16 protein-coding genes are annotated in these 18,890 nt (G+C 36.9%); 7 read left to right on the forward strand and 9 right to left on the reverse strand.

All coding sequences use genetic code 11. The features are described 5' to 3' along the window. Positions 1 to 174 precede the first annotated feature (174 nt). The 4 genes from ACNF42_RS02820 to ACNF42_RS02835 all read left to right on the forward strand — a co-directional run bounded on the left by ACNF42_RS02820 (position 175) and on the right by ACNF42_RS02835 (position 4,655). Positions 175 to 2,532 (forward strand): hypothetical protein, encoded by a 2,358-nt coding sequence (locus ACNF42_RS02820; protein WP_443338745.1) that lies wholly within the window; start codon positions 175 to 177, stop codon positions 2,530 to 2,532. Positions 2,533 to 2,609: 77 nt separating this feature from the next. Beyond that, the gene (locus tag ACNF42_RS02825) at positions 2,610 to 3,179 is read left to right on the forward strand and encodes a hypothetical protein (RefSeq protein WP_443338747.1); all 570 of its coding nucleotides are present in this window, start codon (positions 2,610 to 2,612) and stop codon (positions 3,177 to 3,179) included. Between the two features lie 54 nt (positions 3,180 to 3,233). Next, positions 3,234 to 4,028, forward strand: a complete 795-nt coding sequence (locus tag ACNF42_RS02830) for a sulfite exporter TauE/SafE family protein (protein ID WP_443338749.1) — start codon at positions 3,234 to 3,236, stop codon at positions 4,026 to 4,028. A gap of 210 nt (positions 4,029 to 4,238) precedes the next feature. Continuing rightward, positions 4,239 to 4,655: a PPC domain-containing DNA-binding protein gene (locus ACNF42_RS02835; protein WP_443338751.1), complete on the forward strand. Its 417-nt coding sequence runs from the start codon at positions 4,239 to 4,241 to the stop codon at positions 4,653 to 4,655. On the opposite strand, the gene ACNF42_RS02840 is transcribed toward ACNF42_RS02835, so the two are convergent. From ACNF42_RS02840 to hppD, 4 genes are read right to left on the reverse strand one after another with little or no spacing between them, the layout of a single operon-like run. Further along, on the reverse strand, positions 4,652 to 5,692 hold the full coding sequence (locus ACNF42_RS02840; RefSeq protein WP_443338753.1) for an iron-containing alcohol dehydrogenase: 1,041 nt from the start codon (positions 5,690 to 5,692) through the stop codon (positions 4,652 to 4,654). The genes ACNF42_RS02835 and ACNF42_RS02840 overlap by 4 nt on opposite strands. Further along, complete coding sequence (locus ACNF42_RS02845; RefSeq protein WP_443338755.1) at positions 5,689 to 6,831, reverse strand: homogentisate 1,2-dioxygenase; 1,143 nt, start codon at positions 6,829 to 6,831, stop codon at positions 5,689 to 5,691. The genes ACNF42_RS02840 and ACNF42_RS02845 overlap by 4 nt, the downstream gene beginning before the upstream one ends. A 1-nt stretch (position 6,832) precedes the next feature. Further along, positions 6,833 to 7,690, reverse strand: a complete 858-nt coding sequence (locus tag ACNF42_RS02850; protein ID WP_443338757.1) for a fumarylacetoacetate hydrolase family protein — start codon at positions 7,688 to 7,690, stop codon at positions 6,833 to 6,835. After that, positions 7,691 to 8,776, reverse strand: a complete 1,086-nt coding sequence (gene hppD / locus ACNF42_RS02855) for a 4-hydroxyphenylpyruvate dioxygenase (protein WP_443338760.1) — start codon at positions 8,774 to 8,776, stop codon at positions 7,691 to 7,693. It lies immediately after the preceding gene. A gap of 499 nt (positions 8,777 to 9,275) precedes the next feature. Here hppD and ACNF42_RS02860 point away from each other — a divergent pair, with 499 nt between their 5' ends. Beyond that, a complete protein-coding gene (locus ACNF42_RS02860) occupies positions 9,276 to 9,728 on the forward strand; it encodes an archaellin/type IV pilin N-terminal domain-containing protein (RefSeq protein ID WP_443338762.1) in 453 nt (150 codons plus the stop codon). A gap of 14 nt (positions 9,729 to 9,742) precedes the next feature. Here the strand turns inward: ACNF42_RS02860 and ACNF42_RS02865 are convergent, their stop codons facing one another. Then, entirely contained in the window at positions 9,743 to 11,731 is a 1,989-nt protein-coding gene (locus ACNF42_RS02865; protein ID WP_443338764.1) for a thioredoxin domain-containing protein, read from the reverse strand. Between the two features lie 54 nt (positions 11,732 to 11,785). Here ACNF42_RS02865 and ACNF42_RS02870 point away from each other — a divergent pair, with 54 nt between their 5' ends. Continuing rightward, positions 11,786 to 12,379, forward strand: a complete 594-nt coding sequence (locus tag ACNF42_RS02870) for a histidine phosphatase family protein (protein ID WP_443338767.1) — start codon at positions 11,786 to 11,788, stop codon at positions 12,377 to 12,379. On the opposite strand, the gene ACNF42_RS02875 is transcribed toward ACNF42_RS02870, so the two are convergent. The 4 genes from ACNF42_RS02875 to ACNF42_RS02890 all read right to left on the reverse strand — a co-directional run bounded on the left by ACNF42_RS02875 (position 12,341) and on the right by ACNF42_RS02890 (position 17,800). Further along, positions 12,341 to 13,516, reverse strand: a complete 1,176-nt coding sequence (locus ACNF42_RS02875; protein WP_443338769.1) for an MFS transporter — start codon at positions 13,514 to 13,516, stop codon at positions 12,341 to 12,343. The two genes, ACNF42_RS02870 and ACNF42_RS02875, sit on opposite strands and share 39 nt — an antisense overlap. After that, positions 13,506 to 13,979, reverse strand: coding sequence for a GAF domain-containing protein (locus ACNF42_RS02880; RefSeq protein ID WP_443338771.1), 474 nt, complete (start codon positions 13,977 to 13,979; stop codon positions 13,506 to 13,508). Before ACNF42_RS02880 ends, ACNF42_RS02875 begins: the two co-directional genes overlap by 11 nt. A 161-nt stretch (positions 13,980 to 14,140) precedes the next feature. Further along, a complete protein-coding gene (locus ACNF42_RS02885) occupies positions 14,141 to 14,944 on the reverse strand; it encodes a PP2C family protein-serine/threonine phosphatase (RefSeq protein ID WP_443338774.1) in 804 nt (267 codons plus the stop codon). A 255-nt stretch (positions 14,945 to 15,199) separates the two neighbouring features. Beyond that, positions 15,200 to 17,800, reverse strand: coding sequence for an MMPL family transporter (locus ACNF42_RS02890; RefSeq protein WP_443338776.1), 2,601 nt, complete (start codon positions 17,798 to 17,800; stop codon positions 15,200 to 15,202). A gap of 163 nt (positions 17,801 to 17,963) precedes the next feature. On the opposite strand from ACNF42_RS02890, the gene ACNF42_RS02895 reads away from it, so the two are divergent. Beyond that, positions 17,964 to 18,740, forward strand: coding sequence for an Lrp/AsnC family transcriptional regulator (locus tag ACNF42_RS02895; RefSeq protein WP_443338778.1), 777 nt, complete (start codon positions 17,964 to 17,966; stop codon positions 18,738 to 18,740). Positions 18,741 to 18,890 lie beyond the last annotated feature (150 nt).

Raw genomic sequence — 18,890 nt, forward strand, 5'->3', positions numbered from 1 at the left:
AGGGATCAATTCAAAGATAGCGCTCATAGAAAAGATGGCGTATGGATTCAGAAATAAGGAGCACCTGAAGACTTCCATATATTTCAGGTGCGGTAATCTACAGCTTTATCCATGAACCCACATGAAAGTCCGATGACCCTATAAGATTAAGTATTTGAATATAATTATACATATATGGGAAAATTATCCGCATATATTTTGGGCCTAGGTTTCGCTCTTATTATAGGCTTTTATTATCTATCCGATCTATATACTCCTCTTTTAAACTGGTTAATGCCAGTCTTTGGAACTCCTTTGATATTTATTGTAACCTTCCTGTATCTAACGTTAGGTGACCCCTTTACAAATCCCACACTTTTGTTTATCCTTATCATGCTTGGAATATTAATAGGCATATCCGCAAGGAAGGGGACCAGAGCAATAGGGGCAGGCATACTGGTTTACGGTTCCATCTGGGGATTCATAGGGTCTTCTATTGCAGCCATAATATTTTTCCAAACAAACTCGGGAAATCTTTCATCACTATCCACAAGCTCACTGCCCCCGGTTCCAAAAGGATCAAATCTAACCCAGATTATGAGTGAGCCACTCATAGGGAGAATTGCTACGGCAATTGAGAATCTGATATCTCAATCTTCAAATGGGAAAACCACAACAGGTATTCCTGCAAATATTAATTTTCAATCCATAATATATCCCTTCCTTCCCTTCTTAATAATAAATTTAATGATTATTTTGATGACAGCGGCTATTGTGGGAATGCTGGTTTACAGAAAGATTAAAATAAAAAATACTCCAAAGGGAATGGATAATTCAAATCTGGAAACAAATAATGCCGGAAAACTTACAGCTATAATAACAATATTGATTGCCCTATTGTTAATTGCATCGGTACTTCCAATAACAAGTTCAGTGAGTAATGGCCAAACTCAAAATGCAGGAATATCTATGCTAAATGAACTGCCCGCAATTGGCATGATTCAGCCAAATATAAACAATATATCTGAAAAAAACATTTCAAGTGCATTTGTTGCAGGTTCCATAATATCAAAGAGTGGCGATCTATTTGACCTCTTTGGAGGATATTCAACCACCAATTCGACAAAGGCTCCATGGAATTACAACAATCAAAATCTCATTACTCTTGAATTTGTTGGGGATAACCTTACGACTCTGTTTAATTCCTTAGGGTTTTCTGGTTTGATCAATAATTCTATCATTACTAAAACTTCAAATTCTCAGTATGCAGGTTTAATTCCAGAGGGAATGATTATTTCAGTTTACCAGGGAAATCTTAGTTCAACCTCATCCTTTGCATATTCTCAAATGAATGCACTATCCTCCCTTAGTGTAGGTTCATTTGTCAAAATTCTTTCGATTTCAACTTCTAATCTGACCATTGATAACAGTGCGCTCTCCGGTAAGGCCCTATCATTTTATGTTTTTGGTTTCAACCCAGACGTTTATAGAGTTGAGAACTCTCTATATAATCAGATCTCCAACTTGACGGGTAACAACAATCCATTACAAATCCTTGGACAGGGATTAAGAGATGGCTTCCTTGTTCCCGGTATTACCAATAATAGCGTTAATTCATCTTTGTACATTGGAGGTTACATTAACTATCCAAATATATTCACACAGATTGGCCATGCTCTTGGACTTCAATCGTCTACCAGTAAACCTGTTGTTTTTATAGGTGGTGTTTTTGAAAAGAATGGGGTTGCCTATTCTTCATCCACCAATCATCTTTTTAATCTTTCAAGTACCATGGATTATAACAATGATATACAGATACAGTCAAAGGCATTCAATGCCCTATTTCTTGGTTCACCAGTGGTAAAAAACAACAGTGAAACTTATGATTTCCTGATGATGGAAAATCAAAATATAAATAAGAGCTCATTTAACGGAAATATCAAGTATATTAACACAGGATATGCAACTTATATTACACCAAATTCCGTAGAAATGGATTCAAACTACCAGTTTCCTGCAAAGATACTTTTCACTACCAAGGTTATTTCTATGGGTTCTGGTAATTTCAAAATAGTCAACAAGTTAATGAATCAGGACAGCGACCCTATTTCAAACATAACAATTGACGAAAATAACATTTACAGCGCTTATTCAAGTGATATAAATCTGACGTCAGGCAAACCCTATCTATACTACTCATCAATCTTGAGCACAAATCAATGCATATATGTAAATTATTCAATACATATCAACTCGCCGGGTACTTACACCTTCAATGCGCCTGAGGTTACATATACAATGAACAACACTAATTACAACTATACAGCCCAATCCTTCAGCGTGAACAATAATGATAAATCCTTCGTCAGCTCAGTAAATACTATCTGGCTTTCTGAATTTTCAATGGCATCGAAGTTTACAGGATCAAACATATTAATTAAGGAAATTTTTCCGGGTTTCTATATGTTCGATCTGATTCCTCTGATTCTAATTCTCATGGATGTGTTCGTTGAAATTAGGGCGTTTAAGAGATGGAGGATGAATCGTTCATGAGTATTCCTTACTTTCAATTTGACAATATATTATGGAAATTTGTAAAATTTTTAAATATTTATTCATAATTGTGATTTATGCCTAAGGTAAAAGATGTTGTCAGGGACATTGTCCAGGAAAATCCACTTTATGCCATTTTAGTTGGTTCAGGTTTGGTCAACTACACAAGCTTGGCAAGAGAGATACAACAGAGTGTGGAAAAGGCTGTTAACAAATCTGTTAAGATAAATACAATAGTTAAAATTTTAACAGAAGAAAAAATACCTACAGATTCATGGAAAAAACAGATGAATACCCTATCCAGGGCAGATCTTTCTTTGGAGTACAGATACGAAGAGAGGTTGGTTAAAACTATAGGACCGGATTGCTCGGATTTTGCCTTTGCATACAAAAATAAAGATATGATCAGTATAATAACGCATAATAGCAAAGATGGAAACCTGGCATGTATAAAGGTCACACTTCCTGAAGACGGTTCAGATGTCCCTGGACTCACCTTTTTTATAGTGCAATTTTTGTCAATTCATGGGGCCAAAATAGAAAGAATTTACAGACTTGATAGGGAAATTCTTCTTATTAGCAACCAAAGCGTTGCTGATCAAATCATGTCCATTTTGAGTGATCTGATTATAAAATCACATTCGTGAATTAATGGGAACAAATGTGATTAAATATTCAAAAGCAATATCTCATGGATAATAATGTCAATAGAGTTAATACAGTACATCCTGTCACTAATATCAGGCCTTATGGTGGGCTTTTCACTGGGTTTGATAGGCGGAGGAGGATCAATTTTGGCTATCCCTCTGCTTCTTTATTTTGTTGGATACGACCATCCGCACATTGCAATTGGAACTACTGCTCTTGCGGTTGGGATTAATGCATATCTTAATCTAATACCCCATGCCCTTAATCACAACGTTGTTATAAAAAAGGGAATTTATTTCACAATACCGGGTATAGTGGGAGTCCTTATAGGCACTGAATTGGGCTTGTTAACGCCCGGAAAGAGTCTTCTATTTTTCTTTGCCATACTAATGATAGGAATAGCGGCCTTAATGGTTTACAGAACAAGAGAAAAGCGAGTCAATAAGGGAGAAACCAAGAGAACGGAAGGAAAAGATACAAAGCTGTTTACCCTTTTAGTTACTGGCCTGGCAGTAGGATTCGCGTCTGGATATTTTGGAATTGGCGGAGGTTTTCTTATCGTTCCAGGGCTGCTATTCTCAACCGATCTGCCAATTATACAGGCAATAGGGACCTCACTAATGTCTGTGGGTACATTTGGCATTGTAACGGCCATTAGATATGGGATAGCTGGGAAGATAAACATTCTCTTTTCAGTACTGTTTGTGCTGGGTGGAGTTGGTGGAGGCTGGATTGGGACCAGGATATCAAGCAATCTTCCCAGAAAGACGCTTACATATGTATTCGCCGCAATTATAGTAATGGTCGCTATTTACATGATGGTCGTTAATTATTCAAGCGTTCTTTAAGTACATTTTTTATTTTCGATCTAATCCTTTAATTCCCATATTTTTTGGAAAAACCTTTTTTCAGATAGGCTGTTCAGATAAATTATCCCAGGAAATGACTCAAATTTCCATGTTCCTATGTTTTCCAATGGATCACAGTCCACATGTGTATAAAAAGCAGAAGAATAAATCGAGGGTAAAGATTATTATGTATTCCCCATATGGAAAATAATGAAATATGCAAAAGATGGTGAGTTTATAGTTGTGAAACTTGAAGCGGAAGACGACATTATTGAATCTCTGAAAGATGTCATTTCAAAAGAAAATGTAAAGGCTGGTTTTGTGTTTTCAGGTATTGGAGGTGCACACCATGTTGAAGTGGGGGCCCTTAAAGGTAAAACACACGTAAAGGAGATTTTGGAGGAACAGATGGAAATTCTGTCAATTTCAGGTTCAGTATCTGAAGATGATCCAATTCTTCATCTACACATTTCCCTTGCTGGGGTGTCTCACCACGCCTTTGGGGGACATCTATTTTCAGGCAAGGCCTATCCATTTGCTGAGATAGTGATTAAAAGATTTGACAAAATTAAGATGAAGCGGGAACTTAACGAAAATAGCTCCTTTAGGGAACTTGTATTATCCTAATCTTCATTTACCAGTGAATTTAAAAGGTCAACGTACCACTCTTCCTTTGTTTTCAATTTTGATAGAATATAATCCACATCCTTCTGAGTAACGTTATAATCTTTCAATGTTTTCTTTAATCCCAGAGATTTGATGAATGTGGCAACAAGGAAGGCAGCGTTTTCTGGTTTTTCTTTCTGCGAGCTATTTCCGGTTATGGCTGAGGCAATTCTGCTCATTTCATCCGGGTACATTTTGGCATAAAATTCCATGACCTTCGGGAGTGTAATACAGGATGTGATGCCATGTGGAATCTCATACTTGGCACCTATAACCTTCCCCAAATTGTGACTTATCCCCATTGGGGAATCATACACCTGAAAATAGGAGTACCATGCAGCGATCTGGCATTCAAGTCTTGATTCAATGCTCCTGGAAGATAAGTTGTTAAATAACATTTTAATTGCTTCCAGGGCGGCCATCTTGGATATATCAAGAATGTTTGGCTGAATAATGGTTTCAACAGCATGATCAAGAGAACGTATACCGGAAGACCTCCATAAAACATCTGGAGTTTCCAGTGTGAAATTTGGATCCAGGAAGACAAAGTTTGGAGTAATTGCCTTATCTCTAACCCCTTCTTTTTCACCACCTATTGTATATCCCGCAATATGAGAAAATTCTGATGCAGATAGAGTGGTTGGAATTGCTATGTGCTTTATACCAAGGTCATAATAATATTTTAAGACCTTTGCAGCATCTATTACGCTTCCCCCTCCAACAGAAATTATACCGTCGCAACCATGATTTCTGTAAATTTCCGTTGCATTTTCGATCTCTTCAATTGGTGAGTGCTGGGTTATCTGATTCATTATGGAATATTGAACTGATAGTATACCCAAAAATCCTTGAAAAGCCTTTGTCTGTGAAACAGATTTGCTGGTAATAATTAGGATGTTTTTCATCTTGTTTTGCGCAAGAATCTGATTAATTTTGATTGTAGATCCTTCTCCATATATTACCCTATCTAGGGGTAAGTAGTTATATTCCCTTATCAATTATACCACGATTTCATATATTCTTTATCGTCAATAACTTTTCCTATCTCCGTGATAAGAAGTGGCTCATAGGTTTCAATCATTACTGCCACCTCATCCGTTCCTGGTTTCCCTATAGAATTCTCAACAGCTCCGGGCTGTGGACCATGGGTCAACCCCCTAACGTGGAGAGTCACTGATCCTGGCTCTATTCCCTTACGGCTCATGAAATTCCCTGAGGAATAAAATAGAAACTCGTCCACATCTATATTATTGTGATAATATGAGATTGGTATACTCCTCTCGTGGAAATCAAATGGTCTTGGCAAGAAGGTTGCCACCATCATAGATTTGGAGCTCATTGTTTCGTGCACTGGTGGAGGCTGGTGTAGTTTTCCAACAATAGGAGCCATGGATCGAATATTTATGGCAAATGGGAAAAGATAACCATCCCAGCCTACTACGTCCATGGGATTGAAGTCAAATTTCTCCACAACGTATCGGTCCTCATACTCCACATACAAAAGAAACTCCCCCCTTTCATCAACTGGAACTAAAAATTCTGGTGGCCTTATATCTCTTGTATAGTATGGTGTACCTTCCTTCAATTGCCCATATCGATTCAAGTACCTCTCTGGGATCTTCAAATCATCCTTGCTGTTTAAAATGAGAAAATATGAATCTGGGGAATATTCCATTCTGAATGCGAGACCCTTTGGAACATATATATAATCGCCCTTTGAAAAGGAGATTTCACCCATGGGACTTATTAATTTTCCATCTCCCTTATGTACAAAAAAGAGCATTTCATAAAGAGCATTTCTGTAAAAGTCTCTCCTCGTTTTCTCAGGTCTAAATATCTGTACCTGAACCCGATTGTTGCAAAGAATTGTCTTTCTGCCATCCACAATATCACCGTATACCTCAAGATTCTGAGTCTTCAGATGCCTGTGAAGATAGGGTTCGTCAAGAATCTTAGGGTTCTGTTTCAATTCAATCTTATAACCCATCACTCGGGTTGGTTCATGAAGGTGATAAATCAATGAATAGACACCTTCAAAACTGTCTTCACCAAACAATTCTTCCCTCCTAATTTTTTCTCTGCTGTCAAATGTATGCCTACTTTCCGGTACCTCTCCTCTCTTAACATAAAAAACCATTTTACACCACCACATTTTCTAATTTACCTAATTCCTCTGAAATAATTTCTATTTTGTCACCCTTCTTAATCCATTCCCCATCTCCCACCTGCCTCTCGAATTTAGAACCCCCAGGTAATGTTCCGGTCATCAAAATATCCCCTTTACGAAGATTGGATTCCATTGACGCATAGGATACAAGTTTTCCAACTGACCAGTAAATATCTCTTAGATTTGAATCTGAAAATGGTATTCCATTGATTTGAGACCTAACACGAATATTGAAAGATTTTCCGTCATAGAGATGCATTACTTCTTTTAGGGGAGTAATGTAAGGACCAATACTTGTGGCAAAATCCTTAGATTTGGATGGTCCCAGATTTAATTTAGATTCAGGTATCCACAGATCTCTGGCACTCCAATCGTTCATAAGAGTTAATCCACAGATGTAGTCTAAACCCTCTTCCTCCTTGATGTTTCGTCCGTCTTTACCTATGATGAACCCTACTTCGACTTCTAAATCCAACTTCCTGGTGAATTGGGGATATGGCACTTCCATTCCTGAGCCATAAAGTGAAGAATTGCTTGTGTAATAATATACTGGAACTTCATACCACTCTTTCAACATTTGCAGACCACGACTCTTCCTTGAATTAACAACATGATCTTCAAAGGCGTAAAAATCTCTGATCTGCTTTATATCCTCGAAAGGAGGGAGGAAAAAATCAGGACCTTCCATCATGTTTTCCCTTTGGATAGAGAAATCACTTTGAATTAAGTCCAGTATACTTTTCTCATTTCTCTTTATAGAATAAAAATTATTCCCGTCAAAGGCGAATCTAAGTACTTCCCCTCTAAAAGACCCTATTCCGAATTTCATTTACAGATTTCCCCTTCTGGCCTGATCCCTCTCAATTGATTCGAATAGTGCTTTAAAATTTCCCTTTCCAAAGGACGTTGCCCCTTTTCTCTGGATAATCTCATAAAAGAATGTGGGCCTATCTCCGGTGGGTTTTGTGAATATCTGAAGAAGATAGCCATCATCATCCCTATCCACAAGGATGTTGTGTTTCCTTATTTCGTTTGCATCCTCGTCAATATTTCCAACTCTTTCCCATATTGTTTCATAATAGGATTCCGGAGTAGATTGAAACTCTATACCCATCTTCTTCATTCTTTTAACTGTCTCAATAATATTATCAGTGTGCAGGGCTATATGCTGAACCCCTGGCATATGATAATAATCAAGATACTCCTGTATCTGGGACTTTTTCTTTCCCTTTGCAGGTTCATTGATGGGAAAAACTATCTTTCTGTTATTATAATGAACAACCTTAGACCTCAGGGCTGAAAATTCAGTGCTTATATCCTTATCGTCAAAACTTATTAAAGGTTCGAATCCCATACCATCAACATAATAGTTAACCCATTCTTCCATTTTCTTTTCCTCAACATTTCCCACAATATGGTCGAATCTTGTTATACCAGCGTCCACATAATCTTCATTCTCGAGAGGCACAAATCCCGGAAGAAACTGCCCTTCATATTCACTATAATCTATGAATGAGTGAACTGTCTCTCCATAGGTGCTTGCCTTAGCTGTATATATGCTACCGTTGTCAGTTTTTATTTTTTTAGGTTCCTCATGTTTCACAATTTTTCTTTCATCTAGATCTGAGATTGCCTCATCCAGATTCTTGACCTTTATGGCAATATCCTTAACCCCGTCACCGTGAAGTTTAACGTGAGAAGCAATTTGAGAGTCTGGATGAAGAGAATTGGTTAGCAGAACTCTTACCTTTCCCTGTTCCATCAGGTAAGAAACACGATCCCTTACCCCAGTTTCAGGACCTGCATATGCAATGGGCTTGAACCCGAGACCGAATTTATGATAATAGGCCCATTGACGCGCAGAGCCAACATAAAATTCTACATAATCCACCTTTTCTAAAGATTGGGTACTCATAATTTATAATCACTAAAATGGTATATTACCATTTCTATTCCTAATATTCCTCCCAAATAGTCTGTTACTGATTGTCAGTGCAACTCGATCCCTTCCTATGGTGTATATGAAACTCAGATCAGGAAACTGCAACCAGATTCAAGGGAAATTGAAAATTTTCTCTTTTAGAAAAATCATAGAAAAATGTGTTTCCATTATAATGGAATTCATATCATAAATACTTTTACTGACTGGAAATTTGTTGTCAGGAACACACCAGATGGTAGGAGTATTTTCCCTGAAGCATGTTGAGATATCTACCTTGGTTCTATAAGGGACTATACCTTTAAGTTTCTTCAAATTTGAACGGTGGTTATGGATTCATCCCATGGGTTTATAGACAAAGAGAGTGATATCATCTGAGTCGGGAATGAGAACATCTCCCTTAATATGATGAATTTAAGAATTATAATAAACTAAACCAAAAAGGATTTTAAATTGATCTTACTTAATGAGCTGTATGAAAAGGGTGTATAACGAGGACAGCGCAGTTTCTCCAATTATTGCGACTATTTTGCTCATAGGGATTACAGTAATACTTGCGGCAACTCTAATAGCAATATTATCAACTTTTAACAATTCAACTCATTTTCATGATATTGATACATCTGAATATATGGAGGGCCCATTCAACCTCAGTAACGGGAATGAATATTTTTTGAACATCACGTCAACAAGTCAAATAGTCCCGCTGGGGCAGATAACCATTGAAATATTTAATGGTTCTAAGGTTTTGTATGAGGGCAATCTTTTGAATAAAACAACAGGGAATATTAAAATAGTGGATCAAGTCAATGCGCAATTTTCCCCAGCGAATTCCGTTGAAATAATGTTATCTGGTAAGGAAAACAGAATCACCAGCAGCGACCTGATATATGATTCCACACTATTCGCCACTGTGACTCCATCATAATTTTTTAAATAATTTTAAATATTTTTCAATATTTCATCTATGGTCCTATTTTCCAATAGGCATGAGTTGCTGTTGCAAAGGGAATACGCGTTTTTATCAGAACCTTCCCTGATTGGAATTATCTTACCTTTGAATCCGATCCCTTCAATCTTCACAAGTAATGATCTTAAAGATGCGTGATCAAGATCCATATTTTTTATGGAATATGCTCTCTGCTCGATCATATCTGTTTCAGTCCTGAAGGCAAAATATGCCGGAACTTCATCGATGTTCCTCATCACATCTTCTGGTACCGGTAGTTGATCAGGCATAAATTTGCCAAAGAACTTCATTAGACTTAAAGTTCTAAGATAAGCGGAAAATTGAGAGGGCATCGCTGAATCCTCCTGCGACATTATATTTCCTGTAAAATTTGAAAAGCCATTTGCCCTTATCTCCTCCATTTCCTTCAGTATATTCAAATTTGCATTTTCCATTATTCTTTCAACCAAATCGATTGCGGAATCTTCCGGATAAACGGAGGAATAGGAAATAAGCCCAAGGGAAATGAAGGCGTAATCTGAGAGGAAACCTTCTATTTTTTGTCCGTTTGGGTATATTAAATGAAACACCTTACCATCTTCCACGTGTTTATTCTTTAAATATTGGCCCAGACGGAAAATTATCTTTGAGATATTCTCATCATGCATTGCCATGTATGCCTCTCCCAACGCATAAAGTAGGAACCCATTAATATCACCACATACCTTCCTGTCCGTAAATGGAGGAACTCTTTTATTTCTTTCATTCTTAATTCTTTCTAAGGAAACTTCAATTTCGTTGGAAAGCCAGAATTCACCTTCTCCTAAAAATCTCTCAGTATTACTGGAACTGTTATTAAGATAGAGGATGTTTCTTCCAGTTGAAATTCCCCTTGCCTCATCAACATAATTTCCATCATCCCTTACATTGAATAAATTTGAGAATTCATTAAAGGAATCCTCAAGAATCGTCCTCAATTCATCAGCTGTCCACGTATAATATTTCCCCTCTGTTCCTTCACTATCTGCATCCATTGCAGTATAAAAGCCACCATCAGGCGAAGCCATATATTCTTCAAGAAATTTGATTATTTCCATTGTCATTTTTTGATATACTTCTTTTCCAGTCGCCCTTTTCAGCTGAGCAAGGGCGTAAATCATGGAAGCTTGATCATAGAGCATTTTTTCAAAGTGGGGTATCTTCCATCCTGTATCTGTGGCATATCTATGCAAACCCTTGCCTACATGATCGAATATGCCTCCCATCCGGATTGATGCAACTGTCTTCTCAGCCATCATTATTGAATCTTTTTCCTTACTCTTTAGGAAATAGTTTGAAAGAAACGAAATATAGTGAGGAGTTGGAAATTTCATACCTCTTCCAAATCCACCAAACTCCGGATCATACATCCTTTTCATCTGATTATAGGCAAGAAACTCATTTTCTCTTCTAAATTGATTTCCCGTTGAGATCTTAGACGGCACATTTAAGGCCCTGTTCTTGTTTGATGTTTCATATATATTTTCAGGGTTCTCCTTCCATATCTCACTGATGCTTCCAAGGGTTTCAATTAATCCCATATTCCCTCTTCTGCTCTCCCTTGGTAAATATGTGAATGCAAACACAGGGATCTGTTCTGGTGTCAATATTACATTAAGTGGCCATCCTGCCGAACCCGTTGATTTCATTGCAAAATCTATAAAATAGGAATCAAGGTCAGGCCTTTCCTCCCTGTCTACCTTGATTGAGACAAAAAATTTATTCATAAGATCTGCCACATCCTGGCGACTGAAACTCTCCCTTTCCATCACGTGGCACCAATGGCAGGTGGAATAACCTATACTTACAAAGATTAACTTCTTCTCCATCTTAGCCTTATTAAGTGCTTCATCGCTCCATGGGTACCAGTCAACAGGATTTTTAGCGTGTTGTTTCAGGTAGGGACTCATTTCTTCCTTGAGGTGATTGTAATTCTCTTCCACATTATCACATTCGAGCATATGAACAGTATTAATATGTTTTTATTATCTACGATCGTGACAAACATTGGAATATTCATAAGGCACGGTGAAAGCACTGCAAACTCAAGTGGCATAGTTTCTCACGATCTGAACGGATATCCACTCACAGAAAAGGGAGTTAAAGAGGCAGAAAGGGCCGGCATGAATCTAATTAATATGAGGGATTACGTTAATAGATTTGTGGTAAGCCCACTTGTCAGAACAAGGCAGACAGCTGAATACGTGGCAAAGGGCATGAACTTTACAGGAGAAACAATCATAGACGAAGATCTGCGGGAAACATTTCTTGGACCATACAATAATAGGCCAGTTAGCGAGTTACCTAAGTTCCACAGATCTGAATATGGAATAGAACCCTTCGAGGAAAACGGGGAACGTCTTAAGAAATGTGCCCTGAAATACAGAGGTCTATCCATATATGTATCCCACAACCTGCCCATTAAGGCTCTGATTTGCAACATTCTTGATATGGACGAAGAGGATGCAAAAGGAGTGGACATAAGAAATGCAAGTATTTCTATTATAGATTTCGAAAATAGTAAAATACTGGCAATTGGAGCACTGAAACCTTCAGACAGGACTTTCCAGAGAATTAAGGAATCTTTGTGAGATTATAAAAATAAGTGAGCCGGTTGCAGCCGCAACCAAACCTAAGGTTCCAAGCAGAATTGCTGATTGACCGGTTAGTTTTAGTCCACCAATTGCTCCACCAAGTGCTGCTCCCAATCCGTTACCTGCAAACTGAAGTGCGTAAAAGAAGCCTATATTTGAACCATAGGTTTCTTTCCTTATACTGGACGTAAGCGCAGGTATTGTAGATATTTCATAAAGAGAAAAACCAACATAAAAGGGGATCAGGAACAGAGTGATTATTGGAAATGGAAGGTTAAAGAATATCCCTGTAAATACCACCATAATCCCAAGCGTTATGGTTAGTGCAGATGTTTTCACAAAATTCAAATGCCTCTTTCTTCCATATGCTTCTGAAATGTAAAGAGCTATTACACCAGAGAGAATAACGGGAATTAGAAGAACTATTCCATATTCATACACACCAAATGTGATTCCTGCATAAATTTGAATTGCGTAAATTATTATAAAACTTGCAACACTGAATAAAAGCGACCCGAGTGATAGGAGCAATGTCGCCTCATTTATATGAAACCTTTGTGAAGATCTTTTGATTCCCTTATCGCTCACATAACTAACCATTATAATTCCAACCAGAGCAAATAACGAGGAAATGAGGAATATATTCCTAATGTGAATGAAATATCCTATCAGTGGTGACAGGGCTGTACCAAGCATAAAGGCTGCACCAATACCGCTTCCTACAATTGCCATGGCAGTATTTTTCCTATCACTTGGTACTATCTCCTGAGAAAGAGCCGTGATAGGTGCACTCACTGCTCCAAGACCGGCAATAAATCTGCTTATTATAAGCTCGTAAATGTTCGACGCATACCAGCTGAATAGATTTCCGGCCAAAAAGATGAGCAACCCCATTCTTATGAGATTTATCCTCCCATATTTATCGGAAAGCCTGCCAGAAGGTATTTGCATTATGGCCATGGATATTTCATATGCTGCAAGGGAAATTCCAACAAGGATGCCTGAACTTGTGAATTTCGTAGCGTAAAGGGCAAGGACAGGTATCACAAGAAAAACTCCACTGAGTCTTAGAAATTGAATAAATGAGAGTATGGAAAGTTGGAAAAATGTCTCCTTTCCTAACTTATTGCGCATGATAATCATATATGATCTTTACAAGTGGAGAAAGGTATTCAGCTATTTTTTCCAAAAACACTTCATCGGAACTTTCAAATGCCGCCTTACTATCGGAATCGATATCTATTTCGCCTATTGCCTTATCCCCGTATCTTATGGGCACAACTATTTCGGAATTTGTACTTACAAAGCAAGCCAGATATTCGCTGTTAGATTTTACATCCTTTTCATTTACTGTCTTGTTTTCAACTATGGCAAGGCTACAAAGACCTTCTCCGACTTTTATCTTTACGTGCTCTGTTGCTTCTCCGTGGAATGCGGAAAGGAGTAAATAATCGCCTGACAGTACATAAATTCCTGTCCAGTTGAACTTAGAATTTCGTTCGCTTAATTTATCACAAACTTCCTTAAGTGTGTGAACTGCTGACTCATAGAGTATATCCTTTAATTCTTTTTCCTGAAACTTTTCAGAAACTACCACATGGAGTTATCTTTTATCATAATATAAGACTAATGTTTCGGCACCAAATAATGGATCATAAAATATTCCCACAATGAAAGTATTGAATCAAAAAAATAAGGAATATCCAAAAAAACATTTAGAAATAATGAGAAAACTTAAAAAATTTCAAATTTTTCCTACTAACTATTACAGTAAATATAAATTATTGATACGTTGTCCTTTCCCCCATTTTCCAGTGCTAGATCTACAAGAGAATGACACACCTTTTCTGGATTTTCTTTGTTTTGGGCAACCAATCTCTTAATGTCATTATCACTGACCATATCAGTCAATCCGTCAGAACAGATTAATATGGAATCCCCCTCTGAAATGGTGAATACTCCCGAATCAACTTCAACATCCTTACCAACCCCAAGGCAAGAATAAATCTGATTAGTTTTGGGCATTCTATGAGACTTATTTAGATGCTCCAGTTTAGAATTTACCTTTATAATTGAGCAATCCCCTGAATGAACAAAATAGCCCTGCGAACCGCCTATTGCAACTAAGGTCAATGTAGATGCCATATGATTCTCTTTTTCCCTCTTTTCGTTTAATTCATTTATGGAGCTGTTAGCCTTTTGAAGAGTCTTGAAGAGAACCTTATCATAAGATACTCCGCTTATAACGAAAGAGAGATTCTCAATGAAATATCCATAGGATTTTGTCACCGCAACATAGCTTGCCTTTTCCCCATCCTTCATCCCACCAAGCCCGTCTGCTATGGCTGCAAATATTAAGGAAGCCTGCTTTTCCTGTGAAAAAAAACTGGTTTCTGATACAAGAAGACTATCCTCATTATTTTCTCTTATTTTACCTGGATGAGTAATGGAATCAAAAATATATTTGCCTATCTTTGAATTTTTCATTTGTTCACTTTCAGGTTTTGCGTCGGCATTCTTTTTTCCCAATAAACCTCTTACACTGTTAGAATTGATTTTCAATGCATAATGATAATACTATTGCTTAATTAATTTTCCCTAAACGAAGACGGTACATAAATGAAGAATATTAATTGACAATAATTATCAACCTTTATGAACACGAGATTACGTGACCATTCATTTTTTGGTTTAAACTAGATAATTATGACACTATATGAAAAATGAAGGAGTGTCTCCATAGATATAACAAAGTTTGGAGTCTCATAATTGAATAAAAATATGGACTTTGATTATTATGTTTTGTTTCACTTTTTCTCAATCTGCAATTTTGTGAAATATAGTGAGCAATGCTGGGAAGTAGAATGTTCTGATCAGAAATGTGTCAATGAGCAGTGAAATAATGAAGGCTATTCCTAATTCCTCCAAAAATGCAACTGGGATTAAAGATAGTGCACCTAAAGAGAAGGCTAGTATAAGGCCAAGGGCTGTGATCGTCTTGGCTCCATTTACCATACCTTTTCTTATACCCTCTTCAAATCCATCTTTTTTAGTCTCTTCCTTTATGTTTGATGCAATGAATACAGTGTAGTCGTTTCCAATGCTGAAAAGAATTATGAATAATATGACTGGTATTAGATAAATCAACTGAATATGCAAAATAAACATTGAAATGTAGTATAAAATAAATGTAGACCATGAAATGCTGAAGAAGGTTCCGGAAATAGCTATTATTGGGTATCTTAATTGCCTGAAAGCAATCAACAGGATTACAAATATGGAGATAAGTATAAAAATTTCAAGACTGTAATAAATGGAATTGTTCTGGGCCCTTTCATCTATTATCTCTGAAGTTAAGCCGCCAACAATATAGCTGCTATTTGATCTTAGATGCATTACATCCTGAATCGCTGTATCTGAATAGGGGTTTGAATTCAAGGTAACTATAAATAGAAAATACTTGCCATGGTCTATTTGAAAATTAATTGGATTTATGCGATTTGATATGTTCTTACCGCTAATGAAAGGACCACTGACTGATGTAACGAATTGCTCACTTCTAAGAGCGTTTGCTACTTTGATCAAACTTTGATTATCAGTATTATTAAGATGAGAAGTGACAAAGCCTGCCTTATATATAACAAAGACCGGGAATATTTTATCTTCACCGAAATTTTGGTATATTAAATTCAAACCTTTCACGGAAGATAGATCCTGAGGAAGTCCCGTATTAAAATTATATGTGGTTGGAACTGTGTAAAAGAAGTAAACACCCATGGTTCCCAGTATTATAAAAACCAAAGCAACAGCTGATGCTTTTTTCACAGAAAGATCTGTGGTCTTGTAGAAAACAGAGCTCTTATGGGAGTCATATGTTAAAGGTTTTAGACCTCTTTTCATTATTAATCTGTTTCTTAGAAAATAAACAGAAATGGGTAGGAGTGTTACCTGAATCAGTACTGTGTAGATAACCGCCTGAAATAGAACAATGCCCCAATCTAGAAAAGTAGGTACAAAGGAGAAAGTCAGAAGTGTGAAAGCTACGGTTATACCACTTATTATCACAGCTTTCCCTGCCGTGTCTGTCGCCTTAAAAATTGCCTCCTTTGGATCCTTTCCCTCCCTTATTTCCCTTCTATAGCGGGAGATTATGAAAACCAGATAGTCAGTAGATATTCCCAAAATTACGGCAGTTAAGGTGTAATTGACGATAAATGATACGTTACCTATGATTAGACCAGTGATGAATATTGAAACATAACCCATCAGAAGAGATAGCCCTACCAAGAATAAAGCAACTAAGGAGGACCAGTAAGATACCAGAGTGATAAATATAGCTATTAGAAGTATTATGAATATCAATCCAAAGGCAAAACCAGATTTTGCAGTAACCTGGGCAGTCTGCACTGATATTGCTCCTGTGCCTGTTACTATGGCACTATTGTTTAGATAGGTACTCGTTAAGTTTTCTATTTTTGGATATGCGATTTGAGATGGAGATGAGCCGTTTCTGTATTGAAAACCAGATGGAGCGTTAAAATCCACATCCAATAACATAATTGCACTATTTGGGCTTACTCCCTGGGATGTAATGAAGGACGGTGCTCCATTAAGGCCAAAATTATAGACATAAAAGTATCCGGGGTCACTGGATGAAATAATAGAATAAACAATCTGCCAGGATAGATTAAAGCCTATATCATCAGATACATATGCGGAAGTTGCAGAACTCAGAGAAATTTTATTGCTGAAATTAAGTATGCTAACATGAGAAACGACAAAGTTCTGAAGTGGAAATACATGTCCTATCTCATTCAAAGTCAGATTTATGTCCTGTTTGATCAATGAAATCCCAGAGCCTTTCAAATTCCCAAGATTATATATAAAAATACGTTCGTATGATGAATTGTTAAAACCGCTCTCCCTGGCAGATATATTAATATCGGATTTATTGTAAGAATAATTACTCCAGTGAACATAGAATTGGTAAGGGAAATTATAGATAATTTGAGATGTGTTATTAATCTTAGAGTACAAGGAATCTACCAGATATCCTGTGGATCCTGCTAAATTTTCTATGTAAGTTTCATACTCATTTAGTGGGGATGAAACTGCCTTAATTCCCTTTATACCGGACTCGTTTATTGCATCTTGAAGTTTCAAGACCTTTCGATCAAGTGATAAGTTTGTGTAGACATTTCCCTGAATCACGATCTCCAGACTTTGATCTCTCTGGGATGTGTTTGATAAGATCTGAGATGCTTCATAGGATTCGCTTCCTGTTGGGGTTGATGTTCCATTTGAATAATTCAGATAGTGTCCATATGACATCACAGCTGGGACGGAAAGTAGAATCACAACTATCCATATGGCCAACACAACAAATTTCTTGTTGACTAATTTTTTGCCGTTAATCATATTTTCCTAAAAAAAAGAGACTGTATTAAGGAATGATAAAAAAAATTTTTATTATCTAATACAAGAGCTATCTGAGAAGACTCTTCATAATATTACTCTTGAATAGGGAGAATTTTTATCATGATTCCGCAAAGATTATCTACTGTTTTCTTTGTCTGATCGTATGGACGCGGTTGACAAAAAAATACTTTTCTACCTTCTGAAAGATGGTAGAACACCTCAAAGGCAGATTGCTAAATCTTTGGGTATTTCAGCTCAAACTTTGAACTATAGAATGTCTAAGATGATTGATGATCAGATTATAGAGGATTTCAAGGTTCACGTAAGTCCAAGAATTTATGGGATGATTGAGGGATATGCTGCTTTTGTTTCTGAGGAACAGATAGATAGGGACTATGTCAGTAAGTTGAAATGCCTCGAGAAAATCACCCTTTACGGTGTTGAAGGGAGTAATGAGGATGAGATAAATAAGAAGATTGAAAACTTCGCCAAAAAGCTAGGTGAGCCAGTTATGAGGTATATTCCTCCTGGAGACAGGTATTCTGCAAATTCAAAGGAGGTTGATTTACAGATTATTGAACAAATGAGGAAAATGCCAAGGGCCAAAATTTCTGAAATTGCAAAGGCAATTGATCAGCCTGTGATAAGAGTAAAGAGGAGATATAATTATCTGACAAAGAATAATCTTCTTGCAGTCTTTGCAAAGGTGGATCTTTCAAAGACAGATATTGTTCTATTTAGCATATTTTCCAATAATCAGGAGACATTACAACCGATTCTTTCGCAAATTTCAATTTTTCAAATCAGAGATGAGAAATCTGGGGTATTTGTATGCTATGCAGACAATATGGTAAATGCCAGAAACGTAATAAATGCAGTCAGGGAGAAGGAGAAAAATTCAGATGTCATGGTTATATATGACTATGAATTCGTCAACTGATAAAATTTTTAAGAAAGCAGGAATCAATTAAAAATTTTCACTTTAACTGACAAATATCCCCTTTTAAATAATCATATGGAGGGAATCCAGTTTAAGAGATCTTTTGAAAACTAAGGTTAGGCAACCTGGAATATTCAACAGCTAAGTTGA

The sequence above is a fragment of the Cuniculiplasma thermophilum genome (assembly GCF_052315355.1).
GTDB lineage: Archaea > Thermoplasmatota > Thermoplasmata > Thermoplasmatales > Thermoplasmataceae > Cuniculiplasma.

What these genes read in the sequence shown, in the direction of transcription:
- ACNF42_RS02830 (WP_443338749.1), top strand. Translation starts at nt 3,234, where the DNA reads ATGTCAATAGAGTTAATACAGTACATCCTGTCACTAATATCAGGCCTT.
- ACNF42_RS02835 (WP_443338751.1), top strand. Translation starts at nt 4,239, where the DNA reads ATGAAATATGCAAAAGATGGTGAGTTTATAGTTGTGAAACTTGAAGCG.
- ACNF42_RS02890 (WP_443338776.1), bottom strand. Translation starts at nt 17,800, where the DNA reads ATGATTAACGGCAAAAAATTAGTCAACAAGAAATTTGTTGTGTTGGCC.
- ACNF42_RS02820 (WP_443338745.1), top strand. Translation starts at nt 175, where the DNA reads ATGGGAAAATTATCCGCATATATTTTGGGCCTAGGTTTCGCTCTTATT.
- ACNF42_RS02845 (WP_443338755.1), bottom strand. Translation starts at nt 6,831, where the DNA reads ATGGTTTTTTATGTTAAGAGAGGAGAGGTACCGGAAAGTAGGCATACA.
- ACNF42_RS02850 (WP_443338757.1), bottom strand. Translation starts at nt 7,690, where the DNA reads ATGAAATTCGGAATAGGGTCTTTTAGAGGGGAAGTACTTAGATTCGCC.
- ACNF42_RS02875 (WP_443338769.1), bottom strand. Translation starts at nt 13,516, where the DNA reads ATGCGCAATAAGTTAGGAAAGGAGACATTTTTCCAACTTTCCATACTC.
- ACNF42_RS02860 (WP_443338762.1), top strand. Translation starts at nt 9,276, where the DNA reads ATGAAAAGGGTGTATAACGAGGACAGCGCAGTTTCTCCAATTATTGCG.
- ACNF42_RS02895 (WP_443338778.1), top strand. Translation starts at nt 17,964, where the DNA reads ATGGACGCGGTTGACAAAAAAATACTTTTCTACCTTCTGAAAGATGGT.
- hppD (WP_443338760.1), bottom strand. Translation starts at nt 8,776, where the DNA reads ATGAGTACCCAATCTTTAGAAAAGGTGGATTATGTAGAATTTTATGTT.
- ACNF42_RS02825 (WP_443338747.1), top strand. Translation starts at nt 2,610, where the DNA reads ATGCCTAAGGTAAAAGATGTTGTCAGGGACATTGTCCAGGAAAATCCA.